Here is a 14,779-nt window from a genome sequence, read left to right as displayed (position 1 = left end):
AACACGCTGCTGGCCGCGATGGGACTGTCGGGCTACGGCACTAGGCCATTGCCGAAAGGCGAGGGCATGGGCGTTGCCTGCGTCTCGTCGCAGGAGCGTGCAACCGCGAGCTGGACGGCGTGCGTCGCCCATGTCGCGGTGGCGCCGTCAGGTGCGGTCACCGTGAAGAAGCTCACGGTCGCAACCGACGTCGGCACGCAGGTGCATCCCGACAACATCCGTGCCCAGGTCGAGGGCGCGGCGCTGTGGGGCCTGTCGCTGGCGATGTACGAGAAGGCGACGCTGAAGGACGGTGGCATCGAGCAGACCAATTTCGATAGCTACACGCCCTTGCGCATGAGCCAGATGCCCGAGGTCGCGATTGCCGTGATCGCCAATGGCGAGAAGGCCACCGGCGTCGGCGAGCCCGCCGTGACGGTCGTCGCCCCCGCCATCGGCAACGCCATCTTCAACGCGAGCGGCGCCCGCGTCCGGGCGCTGCCGATCACCGCGGAGGCGGTGAAGGCGAGCATGAAGGCGTAAGGCCGAACGTGGTTGTTGAATGAGACGGTCCGCCGGAGGGCAGCCTCCGGCGGATTTGCTTCGAGCCGGCTCTACGCTGTCATGCTCCGCGAAAGCGGGGCATCCAGTACGCCGCGGCTTCTCGGTTCCGCCGCGCCGTCTCGGAGTACTGGGCTGCCCGGTCGAGCCGGGCGACGACAGCGGAGAGCGGCACGAGCGCCCGAAATTCCCCTTGTCCATCAATGGCCCGTCTACTGTGCATGGGGTTGTTTTCCCGGTTTTGAAGCTCCCGTCCCCGGAACTCAAAATCCCTAAAGTTGAACGCAATCCCCCAAGGTTCCATTGAGCACGCCTCTTAAGGGCCAGAGAACCTGATCCGGCTTAGGCTATGGCCAAATCCAGACCCATGCTTTGGGGAAAGTCATGAACGCGCTAGCCAAAACCGCCGCCAAACGCCGGCTTCTGCTCGCCTCTGACCGGAGCGACGAGAGCACCGAGCTCGCCAGCATTTTGAAAGCGGTCGGTGAGGTCTCGACGGTGTCGACAGAGGCGATTCCCGCCCAGCCGGCGCGCGATCTCTCCGGCCTCGTGGTCGACATCAACCTGCGCTCGCCCGAGAGCGTGCAGCGGGTGCGCAACAAGCTGCGCGGCGATGCCTATCGGTCGATGCCGCGGCTGTTCGTGCTCGCCGATGCCCTGCATCACGGCACCATGCAGGCCTGGGCGCTCGGCGCCACCGACACCATCTCGCGGCCGCTCCAGGCCGATGCCATCCTTCAGCGCATCCGCGCTGCCTTCCCCGACACCGCCGCCTATGACGCGACCGACCGCGGCAAGACGCTCAACCGCGGGGTCGATGCGGCTCATACGGTGCTGAAGAAGATGTTCGAGAAGCTTCCGCTCGGCGTGCCCTTGACGTTCGACGATGTCATCGCCGCGGAAAGCAAGATCCTGAAGGCGATCAAGCACTCCTCGCTGCGTGAATGGCTCACCACGGTCGGCTGCCACCATGTCGGCAGCTATCGTCACTGCCTGTTCGTCACCGGCTTCGCTGTCGCCTTCGCGCAGCATCTCGGCATGCGCGAGGACGACCAGCGCCGCCTGACACGCGCCGCGCTGCTGCACGACGTCGGCAAGGCCTTCGTTCCCTCCGCGCTGCTCGACAAGCCGGGCAAGCTCACCGATGAGGAGATGGCGGAGGTCCGTCAGCATCCGCGCCGCGGCTATGACGCACTCGCAGCCCAAGGCGGCTTCCCGCCGGAGATGCTCGACGTCGTCTTGCATCACCACGAATTCCTCGACGGCAGCGGCTATCCCAACGGTCTGTCGTCGAATCAGATCAGCGACATCGTACGGGTGACGACGATCGTCGACATCTACGCCGCCCTGGTCGAGAAACGCGCCTACCGCATGCCCTTCACGCACTCGCGTGCGTTCGGGATGATGGAAGGCATGGGCGGCAAGCTGGATCAACAGCTGTTGCAGGCGTTCCGCCCGGTGGCGCTGGGGTCGTTCTGATTTTTGACGAACTGCCGTAGGGTGGGCAAAGGCGCGCCCTTCGCGCGCCGTGCCCACGATGCATCCGCATTTGCCGAACGATTGGTGGGCACGCTTCGCTTTGCCCACCCTACGGCACCTACCTCACCCCACCATCTTCCTCAACTCCGCCTTCGCGACCTTCTCCAGCGTCGAGCGCGGCATGTCGTCGACGAACCTGATCTCGCGCGGCACCTTGAAGTCGGCAAGGCTTTTGCGGCAGGCGGCCATCACGCGATCATGCAGGTCGGGCGCAGCGCCCGCGACGCCGCCCTGCGGAATGATGAAGACGACAGGCACTTCGTCCAGCATCGGATGCGACTTCGCCACTACGGCGTTCTCGCGCACGCCTGGTACGAGCGCGATCACCTGCTCGATCTCGGAAGCCGCGACGTTCTCGCCGCCGACCTTCAGCATGTCCTTGGCACGGTCGCCGAACTTGATGTAGCCGTTCGCGAGACGCTCGACGCGGTCGCCGGTGAGGAAGAAGCCGTGCTCGTCAAAACTCTCGCGCGTCGCTTTCTCGTTGTGCAGATATTCGGCGAACAGCGACAGACCAGGGATGCCCTTGATCGCGAGGCTGCCGGTGCCGCCGACCTCGGTCGGCCGTCCGTCATCGTCGGTGATGCGGATCTGATATTCCGGCGCGGCGCGGCCGATCGACATCGGGATGTTGGGTTGGTCCACCTCGCCGACGATGCCGTGGGTGATGGTCTCGGTCATGCCCCACCAGCCGATCATCTTGACACCGAACGCGGCAAAGGCCGGCGGCTCGTTGATCGCAGTGCCCCACAGGCGGAATTTGTGGTCTTTCGGGACCTCCTGCTCGAGCAGCGCCTTCATGCAGAATGGTATAGTCGAGGTCCATGTCGCGCCGTGCTGGCGCGCGACGCCCCAGAACCGGCTCGCGGAGAAGCGCGGCTGGATCACGCAGGAGCCACCGACCCACAGCGTCGCCAGCATGGAATAGGCGAGAGCGTTGGTATGGAACAGCGGCAGATAGGCCTGGTGCACGTCGCCGGCATGAAGGTCCTCATGCGCGGCATTGATCTTGGCACCCCATAGCGCGTTGGCATGGGTCCACAGCACCGCCTTCGGACGCGACGTCGTGCCGGAGGTGTATTGCACGCTGCACGGCGCGAGCGGATCGGTCGCGCGTTTCGGACGATCGGCGCTGTCGGCGAACAGGGATTCAAAGCTGTCGCCGCGTGAAACCGCCTGCGCGGGCACGACGCCCGCGTCATGCGAGGTCACTGCCATCCAGCGGATGTTGCGGCAGCTCTGCGCGACGATCTCCGCATAGGCCGGCTGCGTGATCGCGGCGACTGCGCCGCAATGATCCGCGAAATACGCGATCTCGGCCGGCGCCGAGCGCGTGTTGGTGGTGACGGCGATGGCCCCTAACTCGACGCAGGCAAACCAGGCCAGCATCGCCTCGATGCAATTGTCCAGATGAATGAGCACATATTCGCCGGGCTTGATGCCGCGGCGCGCCAGCCCCGCCGCGAGCGCGCCGACCCGCTCGTGAAATTCGCCATAGCTCCAGCGCCGCGCCGGCGCATCGAACGGCGCCCAGATCAGGAACGGATGTGAGCTGCGCACCTCGGCCCGCATCCTCAAGAGCCAGGGCACGTCAAGCCCATCGAATGGGCCGACGATTCCGGCTGCGGTCTGTTGAACAGGCATGTGTCCTCCCCGTGCAGCCCGCATCTTGATGGCGGCTGTCTCTGGATTATTGCGTCTTCCTGCCATTGGACGGGGCGGGGAGCAAATCCGGAGTTGCCTGCGGGCGAGGCGCGCTCTCTCCCGTCATTGCGAGGAGCCCTTGCGACGAAGCCATCCAGGCTCCCCCCGCGGAGCCAGTCTGGATTGCTTCGCTTCGCTCGCAGTGACGGCGGTTGGGGTTGGCAGCGAGGCCCTATTGGCCTCAATCCGCGTACGACGAAATCTCGATCAGGCTGCCATCCGGATCCCGGCAATAGACCGAGCGGAGCGTGCCGCGGGCTCCCTGCTTGGGAACCGGGCCTTCCTCGATCGCGACGCCGTGTGCCTGCAAATGCGCCACCACCTCGTCGGGCGCAGCAGAGGTGAGGAAGCAGAGGTCCTCGCTGCCGGCGGTCTGGTGGTCCGCGGTGAACCACTCCACCTTGTCGGCATCGCGCGGCCGGACGTTGATCTTCTGGTTACCAAAGACGAGTGACGTCCGCGGCGCTTTGCCGCCGCCGGGATCGAACACCTTGACTTCCATGCCGAGAATCCTGCGGTACCAGTCCGCAGTGGCCGCGACGTCGGCGACGTTGATCACGAGATGATCGAGGGCCTCGACCTTGACCGGCATGCCTTATCCTTTCGTCGCGATGCGCCCCGCGCACTTTCCGCCTGCAGCAAGCTTTGTTACAACCCTACCGACGCCGGCTTCAAGATATCTGGCTTCAAGAACAACACGTTGGGAGAACCCTTGAGATGATCACTCGCCGTACCGCGCTGGGCCTGCTCGCCGCCAGTCCGCTTGCAGCCACCCCGCTGTCGAAGGCCCTTGCCGCCGATTATCCGGCCCGCCCGGTGAAATGGGTGGTCGGCTATCCGCCGGGCGGGGCCACCGACATTCTGGCGCGGCTGATCGGCCAGCGGCTGTCGGAAAAGCTCGGCCAGCAATTCGTGATCGAGAACAAGCCGGGCGCCGGGAACAACATCGCCACCGAATCGGTCATCAACGCCGAGCCGGACGGCTACACGCTGCAACTGGTCAACCCGGCCAACTACATCAACGCCTCGCTCTACAAGAACCTCAAGTTCAACTTCGTGCAGGATATGGCGCCGGTCGCCTCGTTCCAGCGCGTGCCGAACGTGATGACCGTCAACAAGGACGTGCCGGCGAAGAACGTCGCCGAGTTCATCGAGTACGTGAAGGCAAATCCCGGCAAGGTGAACATGGCCTCGTCCGGCAACGGCACCTCGGTGCATCTGTCCGGCGAGATGTTCATGGCCATGACCGGCTGCAAGATGCAGCACGTGCCTTATCGGGGCGCGGCGCCCGCGATCACCGACATGCTCGGCGGCCAGGTGCAGGTGATCTTCGACAACATGCCTTCGATCATCCAGCACATCCGCTCCGGCTCGCTTCGCGCCATCGGCGTCACCACCACGGAACGCTCGCCGCAGCTGCCTGATATCCAGCCGATCGCCGACACCGTCAAGGGCTATGAGGCCAGCGCACTGTTCGGCATGGGCGCGCCCAAGAACACGCCGAAGGAAATCATCGCCAAGCTCAACGCCGAGGTCAACGCGGTCATCAAGGAGCCCGACATGGCCAAGCGTCTGGTCGAGCTCGGCGGCGAGCCGCGCGCGCAGACGCCCGAGGCGTTCGGCGAGGAGATCAAGGCCGAGACCGAGAAGTGGAGGAAGGTCGTCGAGTTCGCCGACCTGAAGGTCGAGTAGCGATCTTGTGATAACCGGGAATGGAGCCCTGCCGTCCGGCGGGGCTTTTTTCTTGCGTTCCTTGTTTCGTTGATCTGGCGTAAAATGACGCCGCGACACCATGATGAGACATGGTGCCGTATCTGGGGCCTGCCTGAGAGGAGTTGGATCATGCGCAAGACGCAATTGGTGCTGCTGACGCTCGGCGTTGCGGTCCTGGGCGGCATCGCCGCCGTCACGCCCGCAGCCGCGCGGGACTATCCATGGTGCGCCCAGGGCGGCGACTATGATTATCCAGGCGAATGCGCCTACAACACCTATGAACAATGCCAGGCCAGCGTGTCCGGCCGGCTGCTGTACTGCGGTCGCAATCCTCGCTTCGCCTACGGCCAGGTGCCGCCGCAACCACGGCCGCAGCGGCGCGTAAGACCGGTCGCGCCGTATTAAGAGCCGCCTGCGCAGCAGTCATCGCCCGGCTTGCCCGGGCGATCCAGTAACCCGAGGCGGTCGTCGCTGAATCGAGAGGCCGCCGCGTACGGGATTATCCGCGTTCGCGGGAAACACAGCGGAGATTGAAGCGCAGCTATCGCTTCGCCTCCGCCTGCTCCGTCGCATTGCACGAGATCAGCATCGTGTAGGCGCGCGCGTTGCCGGCGATCTCGGTGGTCTTGAGTTCGCCCTTCGGCTCGGCGGTCTGGTAGGGCACCACGGAATTGTCGAGGAAGTCGCGCAGCACCCCGGTCTTGATGGCGAAGTTGATGTTCTCGGGGATGTTGCCGGTCGCAGCGGCGATACGCAATGCTGGGATCTTTCCGGTGACCACGCCCACGACCTGGCCGGTGGCATCGAACAGCGGGCCGCCGCTATTGCCGGGCTGCACCGGCGCGCTGATTTGGAGGAAACGCGAATCGTTGCGCATGCCGCTGAGCGAGCTGACGATGCCGGTGGTCACAGTGAAGTCGGAGCTCAGCAAGCCGTGGAAGGGAAAGCCGATGGCGATGACCGAATCGCCGGAGCGAATCGACCGGTCGCGAATCCGCGCAAAGTCCTTGAACGTCGTCGTCGACGGTGCCTGCAGGAGGGCGAGATCGTTGTTCGCATCGCTCGATACGACGCGCAGCACCATCGAGGCCTCGCCGGTGAGATTGCCCTTGATGTCGCCGACGCAGCCGTCGATCACATGATTGTTGGTGACGATGTGGCCGTTCGCGCTAACCACGAAGCCGGTGCCGCTCTTGGCCCTGGCAGCTTTGCTGCCGGCCGGCGGTGACGCCTGCTTCTCCGCCATGGCGGCCGGCTTGGCCGCACCCTTGGTAAAGTCGCCGGCCTTGTCGAGCCCGTCGGCTTTCACCTTGGTCACGCAATTGGCCAACGCCGCGATCACGGGGCCGGTCGAGGTCAGGTCGAAATTCAGCGCGGTGCGGCCGCTGGTCGCGACCATCAGACTTGCCTTCTGAAACGTTCGCACGACATTGGCCGGCATGACGGCTGTGAGCATGTTCGGCTGATTGGCCGTGGCAAACAGCCTCGCCTGTTCCTGTCCGTCGAAGATGACGTCGATCGCGGCGTTCTCGCCCTGCTTGAAACGGTAGCTTGGACTCGCAAAGGCCAGCGACCAGGTTCCGACGGCGCTGTAGCCGACGACTAGGATGACGCCGTTCGCATAGGGCGTCGTTGCGGCGCAATGGGAGAAGGCGCCCGTCTCGTCGTTGCTGAAGGCGCCGCCGATCCAGTTGCCGACATTGACGCTGCCGAATGGTCCTTTCGCATGCGCGATGCCGGCGATGCTCACCTGCAACAAAGATGCAACGATTAATGACTTAAGCCACATACTCAGCCCCCGGACGCCTTGGACGCATCATATCTGCGGGAGCAGGCGCGGCGCAACCGGCAGTTGTTCGTTCGCGACGCCGTCAAGGCTTGTGTTTACTTTGCGATGCTATATACTTTGCAATACAAAGTATCGGCTCAACCATCCCGTCAAGCAGGGGTGAAGCGAGGTTCTGGCGTTGCCAATACGCGATCTCGACAAGGCACTGGCCGACATCGTGACGATCCGCAGCCAGATCGCGGCCGGCACGGCGTTCCGCGGTTACGGCCCTGCGACGCTGGTCGCGACCGGTGCCGTCGCGCTGTTCACCGCGATCCTGCAATTCTGGCTGCTCGGCGATCCCACCAGCGAGCCGCTCGGCTTCTTCTTCGGCTGGTTCATCGCCGCCGCGCTCTCCGGCCTGATCATCGGGATCGAGATGCGCGCGCGATCGCGCCGTCATCATTCGGGTCTGGCCGATGCCATGATCCACCAGGCTGTCGAGCAGTTCCTGCCCGCAGGCGTTGCCGGTGTGTTGCTCGCGGTGGTGATGTGGAAATTCGCAGGCGAGACGCTGTGGCTGCTCCCGGGCCTGTGGCAGATCCTGGTGTCGCTCGGCATTTTCGCCTCCGTCCGCTCGTTGCCGCGCACCGTCGCGTTCGCCGGCGCCTGGTATTTCGTGTCCGGCTTCGCGGTGGTGGTGCTTGCGAGCCAGACCCACACGCTGTCGCCATGGACCATGGGCCTGCCCTTCGTGATCGGGCAGTCGATGATGGCGGGCATTCTGCATGTCGCATCCGGAGACCACGATGTCGAAGACTGACAGCGCACCCTTCTCTTACGAAGGATTGGACCGCGTGATTCACGAGAAGGCGAGGCTCGGGCTTCTGACCTCGCTGATGGCGCATCCCAAGGGGCTGGCATTCGCCGACCTCAAGCAGCTGTGCGGCCTCACCGACGGCAATCTCAGCCGGCACCTTGCCGTGCTCCAGGAGGCCGGCCTCGTCGAGGTGACCAAGGGCTACGAGGGCAACCGCCCGCACACCACTTGCCGCCTCACCAAGACCGGCCGCCGCCGTTTCCTCGACTATCTCGCCGTGCTCGAGCGTCTGGTGCGCGACGCTGCGAAGGCCGCCGGCCGCGAGGCGCCGCCGCTCGGCCGCCTCGGTATCGCCTCGACCTGATCCTCCCCCTTTTTGACCGGAGACTTTGCAATGCAAAGTGATCTTACGTCCTGCAACGAGAAGCTTCATGTCGGCATCATCATGGACGGCAACGGACGATGGGCGACGCGGCGCGGCCTGTCTCGCTTGCGCGGCCACGAGGCGGGCATCGAGACGATCCGCCGTATCGTCGAGGCTGCGCCCAAGCAGGGCATCGGTACGCTGACGCTCTACGCGTTCTCCACCGACAATTGGCGGAGGCCGAAAGCGGAGGTCGCTGCATTGATGACCTTGCTGCGTTTCTATCTCGCCAATGAGGTGCAGAGCCTGGTCAAGAACGGTGTGCGTCTCACCGTGATCGGCCGTCGCGATCGCCTGCCCGAAGGCATCGCCACCGCGATTACGCGCGCCGAGGGAGCCACCGCCCAAGGCAGCACGCTGCACCTGCGCATCGCGGTCGATTATTCCGCGCGCGATGCCATTCTCAATGCCGCGGCGAAGGCGGCCGCGTTGACCAGCATCACCCGGGAAGCCTTCTCGCAGCTCGTCACCGGCGAAGCCGGCCTGCGCGACGTCGACCTCATCATTCGCACCTCCGGTGAGAAGCGGCTGTCGGACTTCCTGCTCTGGGAAGGCGCCTATGCCGAGCTGCACTTCACCGAGCGGATGTGGCCCGAGTTCGACGCGAGCGATCTTGCCGCTGCCCTGGCTTCTTTCCATGGCCGCGAGCGTCGCTTCGGCGGCCTTCAGGCGATCATGCCCGAGGAGGTGCCGTCGCTATCCCGTGTGTGACGCGCGGCACATGAAAACGAGCTGTTCGTTTTCAGACGCATGATTGACGGCAATGTCCAAGCGGCCAGTGCGCGGCTTCGGCTAGGTGTGCAAGTCCCAGCACCTGCCGAAAGCATCATGCATGTCACAGCTGTTTCCGGGCGTCGTCGAGCCGATCGAACTTGCCGAAGCGAAGGGCATGGTCTGCATCAGAACCGCCGGCGCATCGGATGTCGAGAACCTGTCGGTCTATTTCACCGGCCTTTCCACGACGTCCCGCAACAAGCGCTTCAGTGGTGCGCGAGCGGACCCCGGCGTGGTCGCGGCCGAATGCATCGCCAAGAGCGGCGGTCTCGATAACTTCACCTTGCTCGCCGAGCTCAGGGAGGAGGGGCGGGGCATGATCATCGGCGAAGCGCGATACGCCTACGACGCGGCGGCACGGCATGGCGAATTTGCCATTTCGGTCGCCGATGCCTTCCAGCGCATGGGACTTGGCCTTCAGATGCTGACGGCAATGGAGACGCGTGCGGTCGATCTCGGCCACGAGATGATCGCCGCCGAGACGGCGCGCACGAACTCTGAGATGCGCGGCCTCGCGAAGAAGGCGGGCTTCGACGATACCGGGCTCGGAGACTGGCAGTCGGTCCACCTCGCGAAACGCCTGTCGCGCTAGCCGGGCCTGCCGATCGGTCGGCCGCCTTTGTCGGGATTTCGCGGCGGCAAGACGTTTGCAAGCTGCTCGATGCACATGATCCGCCGGCAGGACCGGATCGGTCGACAGCACCGCGGGGCTGGACGGCATCGTCGAATTCTGATGTCGTGGCGCGCCCTCAACCGCTTGTGTCGCATGACCTCCTTCAAGACCATTCGTGCCCGCGCCGAGAAACGCAAGGGCGGGCCCAAGGCGCTGGAAAAGCTGATGCCGGCAAAGCCCGACCTGAAGCGGCTGGCCAAGCTCGGCGACGACCGCATCCTCGCCGAGATGACCAAGCGTGTGTTCTGCGCCGGCTTTGCCTGGAGCGTGATCGATTCGAAATGGGACGGCTTCGAAGAGGCCTTCCTGCATTTCCAGCCGCCCAAGCTCAGCTTCCAGCCGGAAGACTATTGGGAAGGCCTTTTGCGCGACGCGCGTATCGTGCGCAACGGTGCCAAGATCATGTCGGTGCGCGACAATGCCGGCTTCGTGCAGGAGATCGCGAAGGAGCATGGCAGCTTCGGCAAGTTTCTGGCGAAATGGCCTTCGTCCGACCAGATCGGCCTGCTCGATCTCCTGACCAAGCGCGGCAGTCGTCTCGGCGGCAATACCGGCCAGATGCTGCTGCGCTTCGTCGGTTGGGATGGCTTTGTCACGTCAAAGGACGTCGTCGCGTCCTTGCGCGATGCAGGCCTCGATATTGCAGAAGAGGTCAAGTCGAAGGGCGATCTCGCCAAGGTGCAGGCGCAGTTCAACGCCTGGGCCGAGGAGACTGGTCTATCCTACACCTATCTGTCACGCATCTGCGCGCTGTCGGTGGGTGAAAGCCGAAGTGAGTAGGACGCCGCCGATTAGGGTCAGCCCACGGACAGATCGTGTGCATCCTGTGGCGATCTCGTGCCGCGAGCGCGGCGGATGCAACACGCGATCACAAAATACATTTCACCGGAACATTTGTGCGCAGCACCTGTTCGAAGTCGAGCCAGGCGGACAAAGGCGCAGGGAACACCTGCTCCCGCCCGGGCCAATGAAACCGGACACAGAACGGAGCAGCTCATGAAGCTCACAACCGAACAGGTGAAGCAGACCGTCAACCAACTCGGCGCTCAGGTGCTGCCCGACGAACATCCCGCCATGCCGCAGCTCAACAGCATGTTCGGCGAACACACCTTCTTCGTCGACGAAATGGGCCTCAAGGTCCTCGAGCCCACGCCATCGCTCGGCGCCGATCGCCAGAGCGGTGAAGTCGTCAGCCTCGCCGATTGGGGCGATTCCGATCTGACGCGCCTGATGGCGCACGAGCCCGAGCCGACAGGCGTGATCGTGGTGTTCGAGCACGTCAGGCATTGAGCGGCCGAGCGTGGCGACCTTCATCGGTGGCGGGGTCTAAAAATCCCGCCACCGTCGGTCTCGCACAACGCGAGGATCGACAGCCTCGCTCAAATGCCCAATGTCAGCTGCGGCTCCGGCTCGCCGCCGGCCTGGAGAGCAGACAACGATACGCCGAGGAGCCTGACGCGCTTTGGCAGCGGCATCTCGGCTTCGAGCAGGCCGCAGGCCAGCCGCTCCAGCTCATTCCGTCCCGCAACCGCCGCTGCGACGGATCTGCTGCGCGTGATGATCTCGAAGTCGGCAAATTTGATCTTCAAGGTGACGGTCCGGCCCCGGTTGCCGGTTGCCTCGCAATGGCGCCAGACCTTGTCGACGAGAGGTTTGAGCTCGGCCGACAGCGCGCCATATTCGATGAGATCGGTTGAGAACGTGTTCTCCGCGCCGATCGACTTGCGAATTCGGTCGGCCCGGACCGGCCGCTCGTCGACGCCGCGCGAGATCCAATAGTAATAGGCGCCCGACTTGCCGAAATTCGCATTCATGAACTCCAGCGATTGATTGCGGATATCCAGACCAGTGAACATGCCGAGCGCGTTCATCTTCGCACGCGTCGCCGGGCCTATCCCGTGGAACTTGCCGACGGGCAGCGTCTCGACGAAGGCGGGCCCCATTTCCGGCGAAATCACGAACTGACCGTTGGGCTTGCGATGATCGGAGGCGAGCTTGGCCAGAAACTTGTTGTAGGAGATGCCCGCCGACGCGTTGAGGCCCGTCTCGGCCTTGATCTTCTCGCGGATCCGCAGCGCGATGTCCCGCGCCAGCGGGATGCCTTGCAGGTTTTCGGTGACGTCCAGATACGCTTCGTCGAGCGACAACGGCTCGATGACGGGCGTGTGCTCGGCAAAGATCTCGCGGATCTGCCTGGAGATCGCCTTGTAGACCTCGAAGCGCGGCCTGACGAAGATCAGATCGGGACATTGCCGCTTTGCTGTCACCGACGGCATGGCGGAGCGAACGCCGAATTTGCGGGCCTCATAGCTCGCGGCCGCGACGACGCCGCGCTCCGCGGAGCCCCCAACCGCAACCGGCTTTCCGCGCAGTTCCGGATTGTCGCGTTGTTCTACCGACGCATAGAAGGCATCCATGTCGATATGGATGATCTTGCGCACCGGGGAGGCCTCGCCGGCGACCGTGTCGGAATCGCTCATGGAACGATGATACAATTGCGGGATGAGAAGCGCGAGGTGACGGATGCTGCAGCTGTTGGTCTTCGTGGTGGGCGTGGTTGGCATCGGCTGGCTGATCGGCGCGACCAATCTGCCGGGTGAATGGTATGCTGGCCTTGCCAAGCCCGGCTTCGTACCGCCGAACTGGGCGTTCCCGGTGGCCTGGACCATCCTCTACATCATGATCGCGGTGGCGGGCTGGCGGACCTTTCGCCGTGAACCCAGGGGCAGAGCGATGCTGGTCTGGGCCGCGCAAATGGCGCTCAATTTCGCCTGGTCGCCGGTCATGTTCACGATGCACCAGATCGGCGCCGCGCTCGTCATCCTCATTGGTCTGTTCGTCGCGATCGTGACTTACATCAGTCTGGAGACATCACGTGACCGACTGGCCGCAGCGTTGTTCGTGCCTTACGCAGCCTGGGTCGCGTTTGCCGGCGTGCTCAATGCGGCGATCTGGCGCTTGAATTGAGGTGTTTGGTCACGGCCGTTCAAACAGCAGTCTCATGCTTGTGAGTGGCAGGCATGGGCATGCGGTCCCATATCAGCGTGGGGAGGACAGCCCATGCAATACAGCTCCGAGCTCATTCAGACGATGCGTCAAGCGCTTGAGACCGTGATGGCGAGCGTCCCGGCGGACCAGTCCGTGTTCGGCCTGAAGGCGGCAGTCGCCGAATGCATCCTGAAGGCGGCCGCACACGGCCACACGTCGTATGACTCCCTGGTGACGGTCGCGTCCGATCAGATCCAGGCGATTGTCTCGATGCTGACGTGAGTGACTCGCTTGTTCTGGCGAGCAAGTTTCCGATCAAGGTCTCACTGAACAGCCTGTCGGGCTGGCGGTGTGCCGTCGGGCTCGCAAGCCGTGGCCTAGATGAGAAACCGCGATAGCTCTTCGAACTCCCTCGGTGTGAGGCGGCCCGTATTCGCGAGATCCTTGATCCGCTGCACGAATTGTGAGGAGATCGCGATTCGCTCCTCCTGTCCCAACGTTTTGAGCCATTCTGCCTCGTCGCCCTGGTAAAGCGGCATGTCCATGATGGGTGGCGTCTTGGCGAGGACATCATGGCTGCCGGCCGGTCGCGCTTCAAGGTCGTCCAGCCGTCGCCATGCCTCGACCCGGCGTCCGACCCGAATGCGGAAGTCTTCGCGCATCCTCGCCTTGAGCTCGTCCGCTGTATAGGTGCGCCAGCCCAGCGAGTGCATGATCTCTCTCATCCGCTCTGTATGCGCTATTCTCTCGGAATCGGTCAGCGTGACCGGGTAATCACCAAATTTGTAATCGAGATAGTCCTCTCCCTTGTTGCGCAGGCACGCAATCATGTGATGGAGGCTATCGAACGTGCCGGCCTCGCGCGTGCCAGTACGTATCCAATCGAGGTGCATGAGCATGCTGTGGGCAACGGCCGCAAACTTGTCGTTTGCCAGCGCATCGACGAATGGAGGATGTGTCGCGAGCTCGCGTTCGAGGAGGTCAGAAGAGTCGGCCGGAGGCGCGTCATATATCAAGTCTTGAGAGACGGCGTCGATGAAGACGACGTCGTCGGCGCGAATGTCGACATCCCCGATAATCCATAGCTTGTGACTTCGCCCTTCACGCCGCCACCAACCCATGGTGCGGTTTTGGACGTTGCCCCGCGTGCCATCCGGCTGTAGCGCGGCCCGCGCATGGTTCGGGTGGAGAGTTGCCCCTAAGCGCATCCAGTAAACGACCGCATTGCCATGTCGCGTGCGGCACCGGGGCCGGCTCGGGTCGATCACAACAGGCGCTTTCGCTTCGGGCGAATAGGGGACCCAAGGCGCGTACTTCCGGTCGTGTAGGGGACCGCCGACCCATCGGTAAACGAATTTCGAATACCAGAGGCGATCAAGCTTCGCCCGTAGTTTCCGTCCGGGATATCTTATGACGTAGCGAAGTTGCTCAAGGGGTGTCAGTTTGAGTTGCAGAAAGCGCGGATAAGGATATCTGCGGCCCATGTCGCTTCCACGGTCTAACGCCGAGGCGCCGGTATCAATGCAGATGCACTTTAGGCGCGCCAAGTAGTTGCTTGCTTGACAGCCCACATGGCGGCGACCAAATCGTCGACTGGCGCACCCGACACGATTCGAACGTGTGACCTTTGCCTTCGGAGGGCAACGCTCTATCCAGCTGAGCTACGGGTGCTAGTGGGAGTTCATTTAGCCGATTGGCGAGGGGTGGGCAACCGCTTCCCGCCTATCGGGCGCGAGCTGATTTGCGCTGGAAAGGCGCCGGAACCCCTGCGGCCTGCCGGCCGAGGGCGGCGAACTCGGCCAGCACCCTTTCGGCGCAGATGACGCGGTTGCGGCC

General features: G+C 63.8%; 17 protein-coding genes and 1 tRNA gene. 12 read left to right on the top strand and 6 right to left on the bottom strand.

The window, feature by feature from the left end; translation table 11 throughout:
• Both MOV75_RS09390 and MOV75_RS09385 read left to right on the top strand, forming a co-directional pair.
• A partial coding sequence (locus MOV75_RS09390; protein ID WP_247005473.1) for a molybdopterin cofactor-binding domain-containing protein occupies positions 1-522 on the top strand: 522 nt, incomplete at its 5' end.
• 402 nt (positions 523-924) lie between these two features.
• On the top strand, positions 925-2,019 hold the full coding sequence (locus tag MOV75_RS09385) for an HD-GYP domain-containing protein (RefSeq protein WP_246919807.1): 1,095 nt from the start codon (positions 925-927) through the stop codon (positions 2,017-2,019).
• A gap of 123 nt (positions 2,020-2,142) precedes the next feature.
• Here MOV75_RS09385 and MOV75_RS09380 read toward each other — a convergent pair whose 3' ends face one another.
• Positions 2,143-3,723: an AMP-binding protein gene (locus MOV75_RS09380; protein ID WP_247005471.1), complete on the bottom strand. Its 1,581-nt coding sequence runs from the start codon at positions 3,721-3,723 to the stop codon at positions 2,143-2,145.
• A 241-nt stretch (positions 3,724-3,964) separates the two neighbouring features.
• Positions 3,965-4,375, bottom strand: a complete 411-nt coding sequence (locus MOV75_RS09375) for a VOC family protein (protein ID WP_246919812.1) — start codon at positions 4,373-4,375, stop codon at positions 3,965-3,967.
• Positions 4,376-4,500: 125 nt separating this feature from the next.
• On the opposite strand from MOV75_RS09375, the gene MOV75_RS09370 reads away from it, so the two are divergent.
• Positions 4,501-5,475 carry a tripartite tricarboxylate transporter substrate binding protein gene (locus tag MOV75_RS09370; protein WP_246919813.1) on the top strand — a complete coding sequence of 325 codons (975 nt, stop codon included), beginning with the start codon at positions 4,501-4,503 and terminating at the stop codon, positions 5,473-5,475.
• 150 nt (positions 5,476-5,625) lie between these two features.
• Positions 5,626-5,901: a DUF3551 domain-containing protein gene (locus MOV75_RS09365; RefSeq protein ID WP_246919814.1), complete on the top strand. Its 276-nt coding sequence runs from the start codon at positions 5,626-5,628 to the stop codon at positions 5,899-5,901.
• A gap of 136 nt (positions 5,902-6,037) precedes the next feature.
• Here MOV75_RS09365 and MOV75_RS09360 read toward each other — a convergent pair whose 3' ends face one another.
• Positions 6,038-7,285, bottom strand: coding sequence for a S1C family serine protease (locus tag MOV75_RS09360; protein ID WP_247005468.1), 1,248 nt, complete (start codon positions 7,283-7,285; stop codon positions 6,038-6,040).
• A gap of 184 nt (positions 7,286-7,469) precedes the next feature.
• Here MOV75_RS09360 and MOV75_RS09355 point away from each other — a divergent pair, with 184 nt between their 5' ends.
• The 6 genes from MOV75_RS09355 (at position 7,470) to MOV75_RS09330 (ending at position 11,245) form a co-directional block, all read left to right on the top strand.
• Positions 7,470-8,087 (top strand): hypothetical protein, encoded by a 618-nt coding sequence (locus tag MOV75_RS09355; protein WP_247005476.1) that lies wholly within the window; start codon positions 7,470-7,472, stop codon positions 8,085-8,087.
• Positions 8,074-8,448 (top strand): transcriptional regulator, encoded by a 375-nt coding sequence (locus MOV75_RS09350; protein ID WP_246919816.1) that lies wholly within the window; start codon positions 8,074-8,076, stop codon positions 8,446-8,448. Before MOV75_RS09355 ends, MOV75_RS09350 begins: the two co-directional genes overlap by 14 nt.
• Before the next feature lie 30 nt (positions 8,449-8,478).
• Positions 8,479-9,219, top strand: coding sequence for a di-trans,poly-cis-decaprenylcistransferase (locus MOV75_RS09345; RefSeq protein WP_247005466.1), 741 nt, complete (start codon positions 8,479-8,481; stop codon positions 9,217-9,219).
• 121 nt (positions 9,220-9,340) lie between these two features.
• The gene (locus MOV75_RS09340; RefSeq protein WP_246919818.1) at positions 9,341-9,874 is read left to right on the top strand and encodes a GNAT family N-acetyltransferase; all 534 of its coding nucleotides are present in this window, start codon (positions 9,341-9,343) and stop codon (positions 9,872-9,874) included.
• A 174-nt stretch (positions 9,875-10,048) separates the two neighbouring features.
• Complete coding sequence (locus tag MOV75_RS09335) at positions 10,049-10,735, top strand: DNA-3-methyladenine glycosylase I (RefSeq protein ID WP_246919837.1); 687 nt, start codon at positions 10,049-10,051, stop codon at positions 10,733-10,735.
• Between the two features lie 216 nt (positions 10,736-10,951).
• Positions 10,952-11,245: a hypothetical protein gene (locus tag MOV75_RS09330; protein ID WP_246919819.1), complete on the top strand. Its 294-nt coding sequence runs from the start codon at positions 10,952-10,954 to the stop codon at positions 11,243-11,245.
• A gap of 89 nt (positions 11,246-11,334) precedes the next feature.
• Here the strand turns inward: MOV75_RS09330 and dinB are convergent, their stop codons facing one another.
• Positions 11,335-12,435 carry a DNA polymerase IV gene (gene dinB, locus MOV75_RS09325; RefSeq protein ID WP_247005463.1) on the bottom strand — a complete coding sequence of 367 codons (1,101 nt, stop codon included), beginning with the start codon at positions 12,433-12,435 and terminating at the stop codon, positions 11,335-11,337.
• A 43-nt stretch (positions 12,436-12,478) separates the two neighbouring features.
• Here dinB and MOV75_RS09320 point away from each other — a divergent pair, with 43 nt between their 5' ends.
• Both MOV75_RS09320 and MOV75_RS09315 read left to right on the top strand, forming a co-directional pair.
• The gene (locus MOV75_RS09320; protein ID WP_246919822.1) at positions 12,479-12,922 is read left to right on the top strand and encodes a TspO/MBR family protein; all 444 of its coding nucleotides are present in this window, start codon (positions 12,479-12,481) and stop codon (positions 12,920-12,922) included.
• 93 nt (positions 12,923-13,015) lie between these two features.
• Positions 13,016-13,225, top strand: a complete 210-nt coding sequence (locus tag MOV75_RS09315; protein WP_246919823.1) for a hypothetical protein — start codon at positions 13,016-13,018, stop codon at positions 13,223-13,225.
• 95 nt (positions 13,226-13,320) lie between these two features.
• On the opposite strand, the gene MOV75_RS09310 is transcribed toward MOV75_RS09315, so the two are convergent.
• Positions 13,321-14,427: a hypothetical protein gene (locus tag MOV75_RS09310; protein ID WP_247005454.1), complete on the bottom strand. Its 1,107-nt coding sequence runs from the start codon at positions 14,425-14,427 to the stop codon at positions 13,321-13,323.
• Between the two features lie 110 nt (positions 14,428-14,537).
• Positions 14,538-14,614, bottom strand: a tRNA-Arg gene (locus MOV75_RS09305).
• Positions 14,615-14,779 lie beyond the last annotated feature (165 nt).

Source organism: Bradyrhizobium sp. PRIMUS42 (genome assembly GCF_023006515.1).
Taxonomy (GTDB): domain Bacteria; phylum Pseudomonadota; class Alphaproteobacteria; order Rhizobiales; family Xanthobacteraceae; genus Bradyrhizobium.
This window is presented reverse-complemented; position numbering and strand designations above follow the sequence as displayed.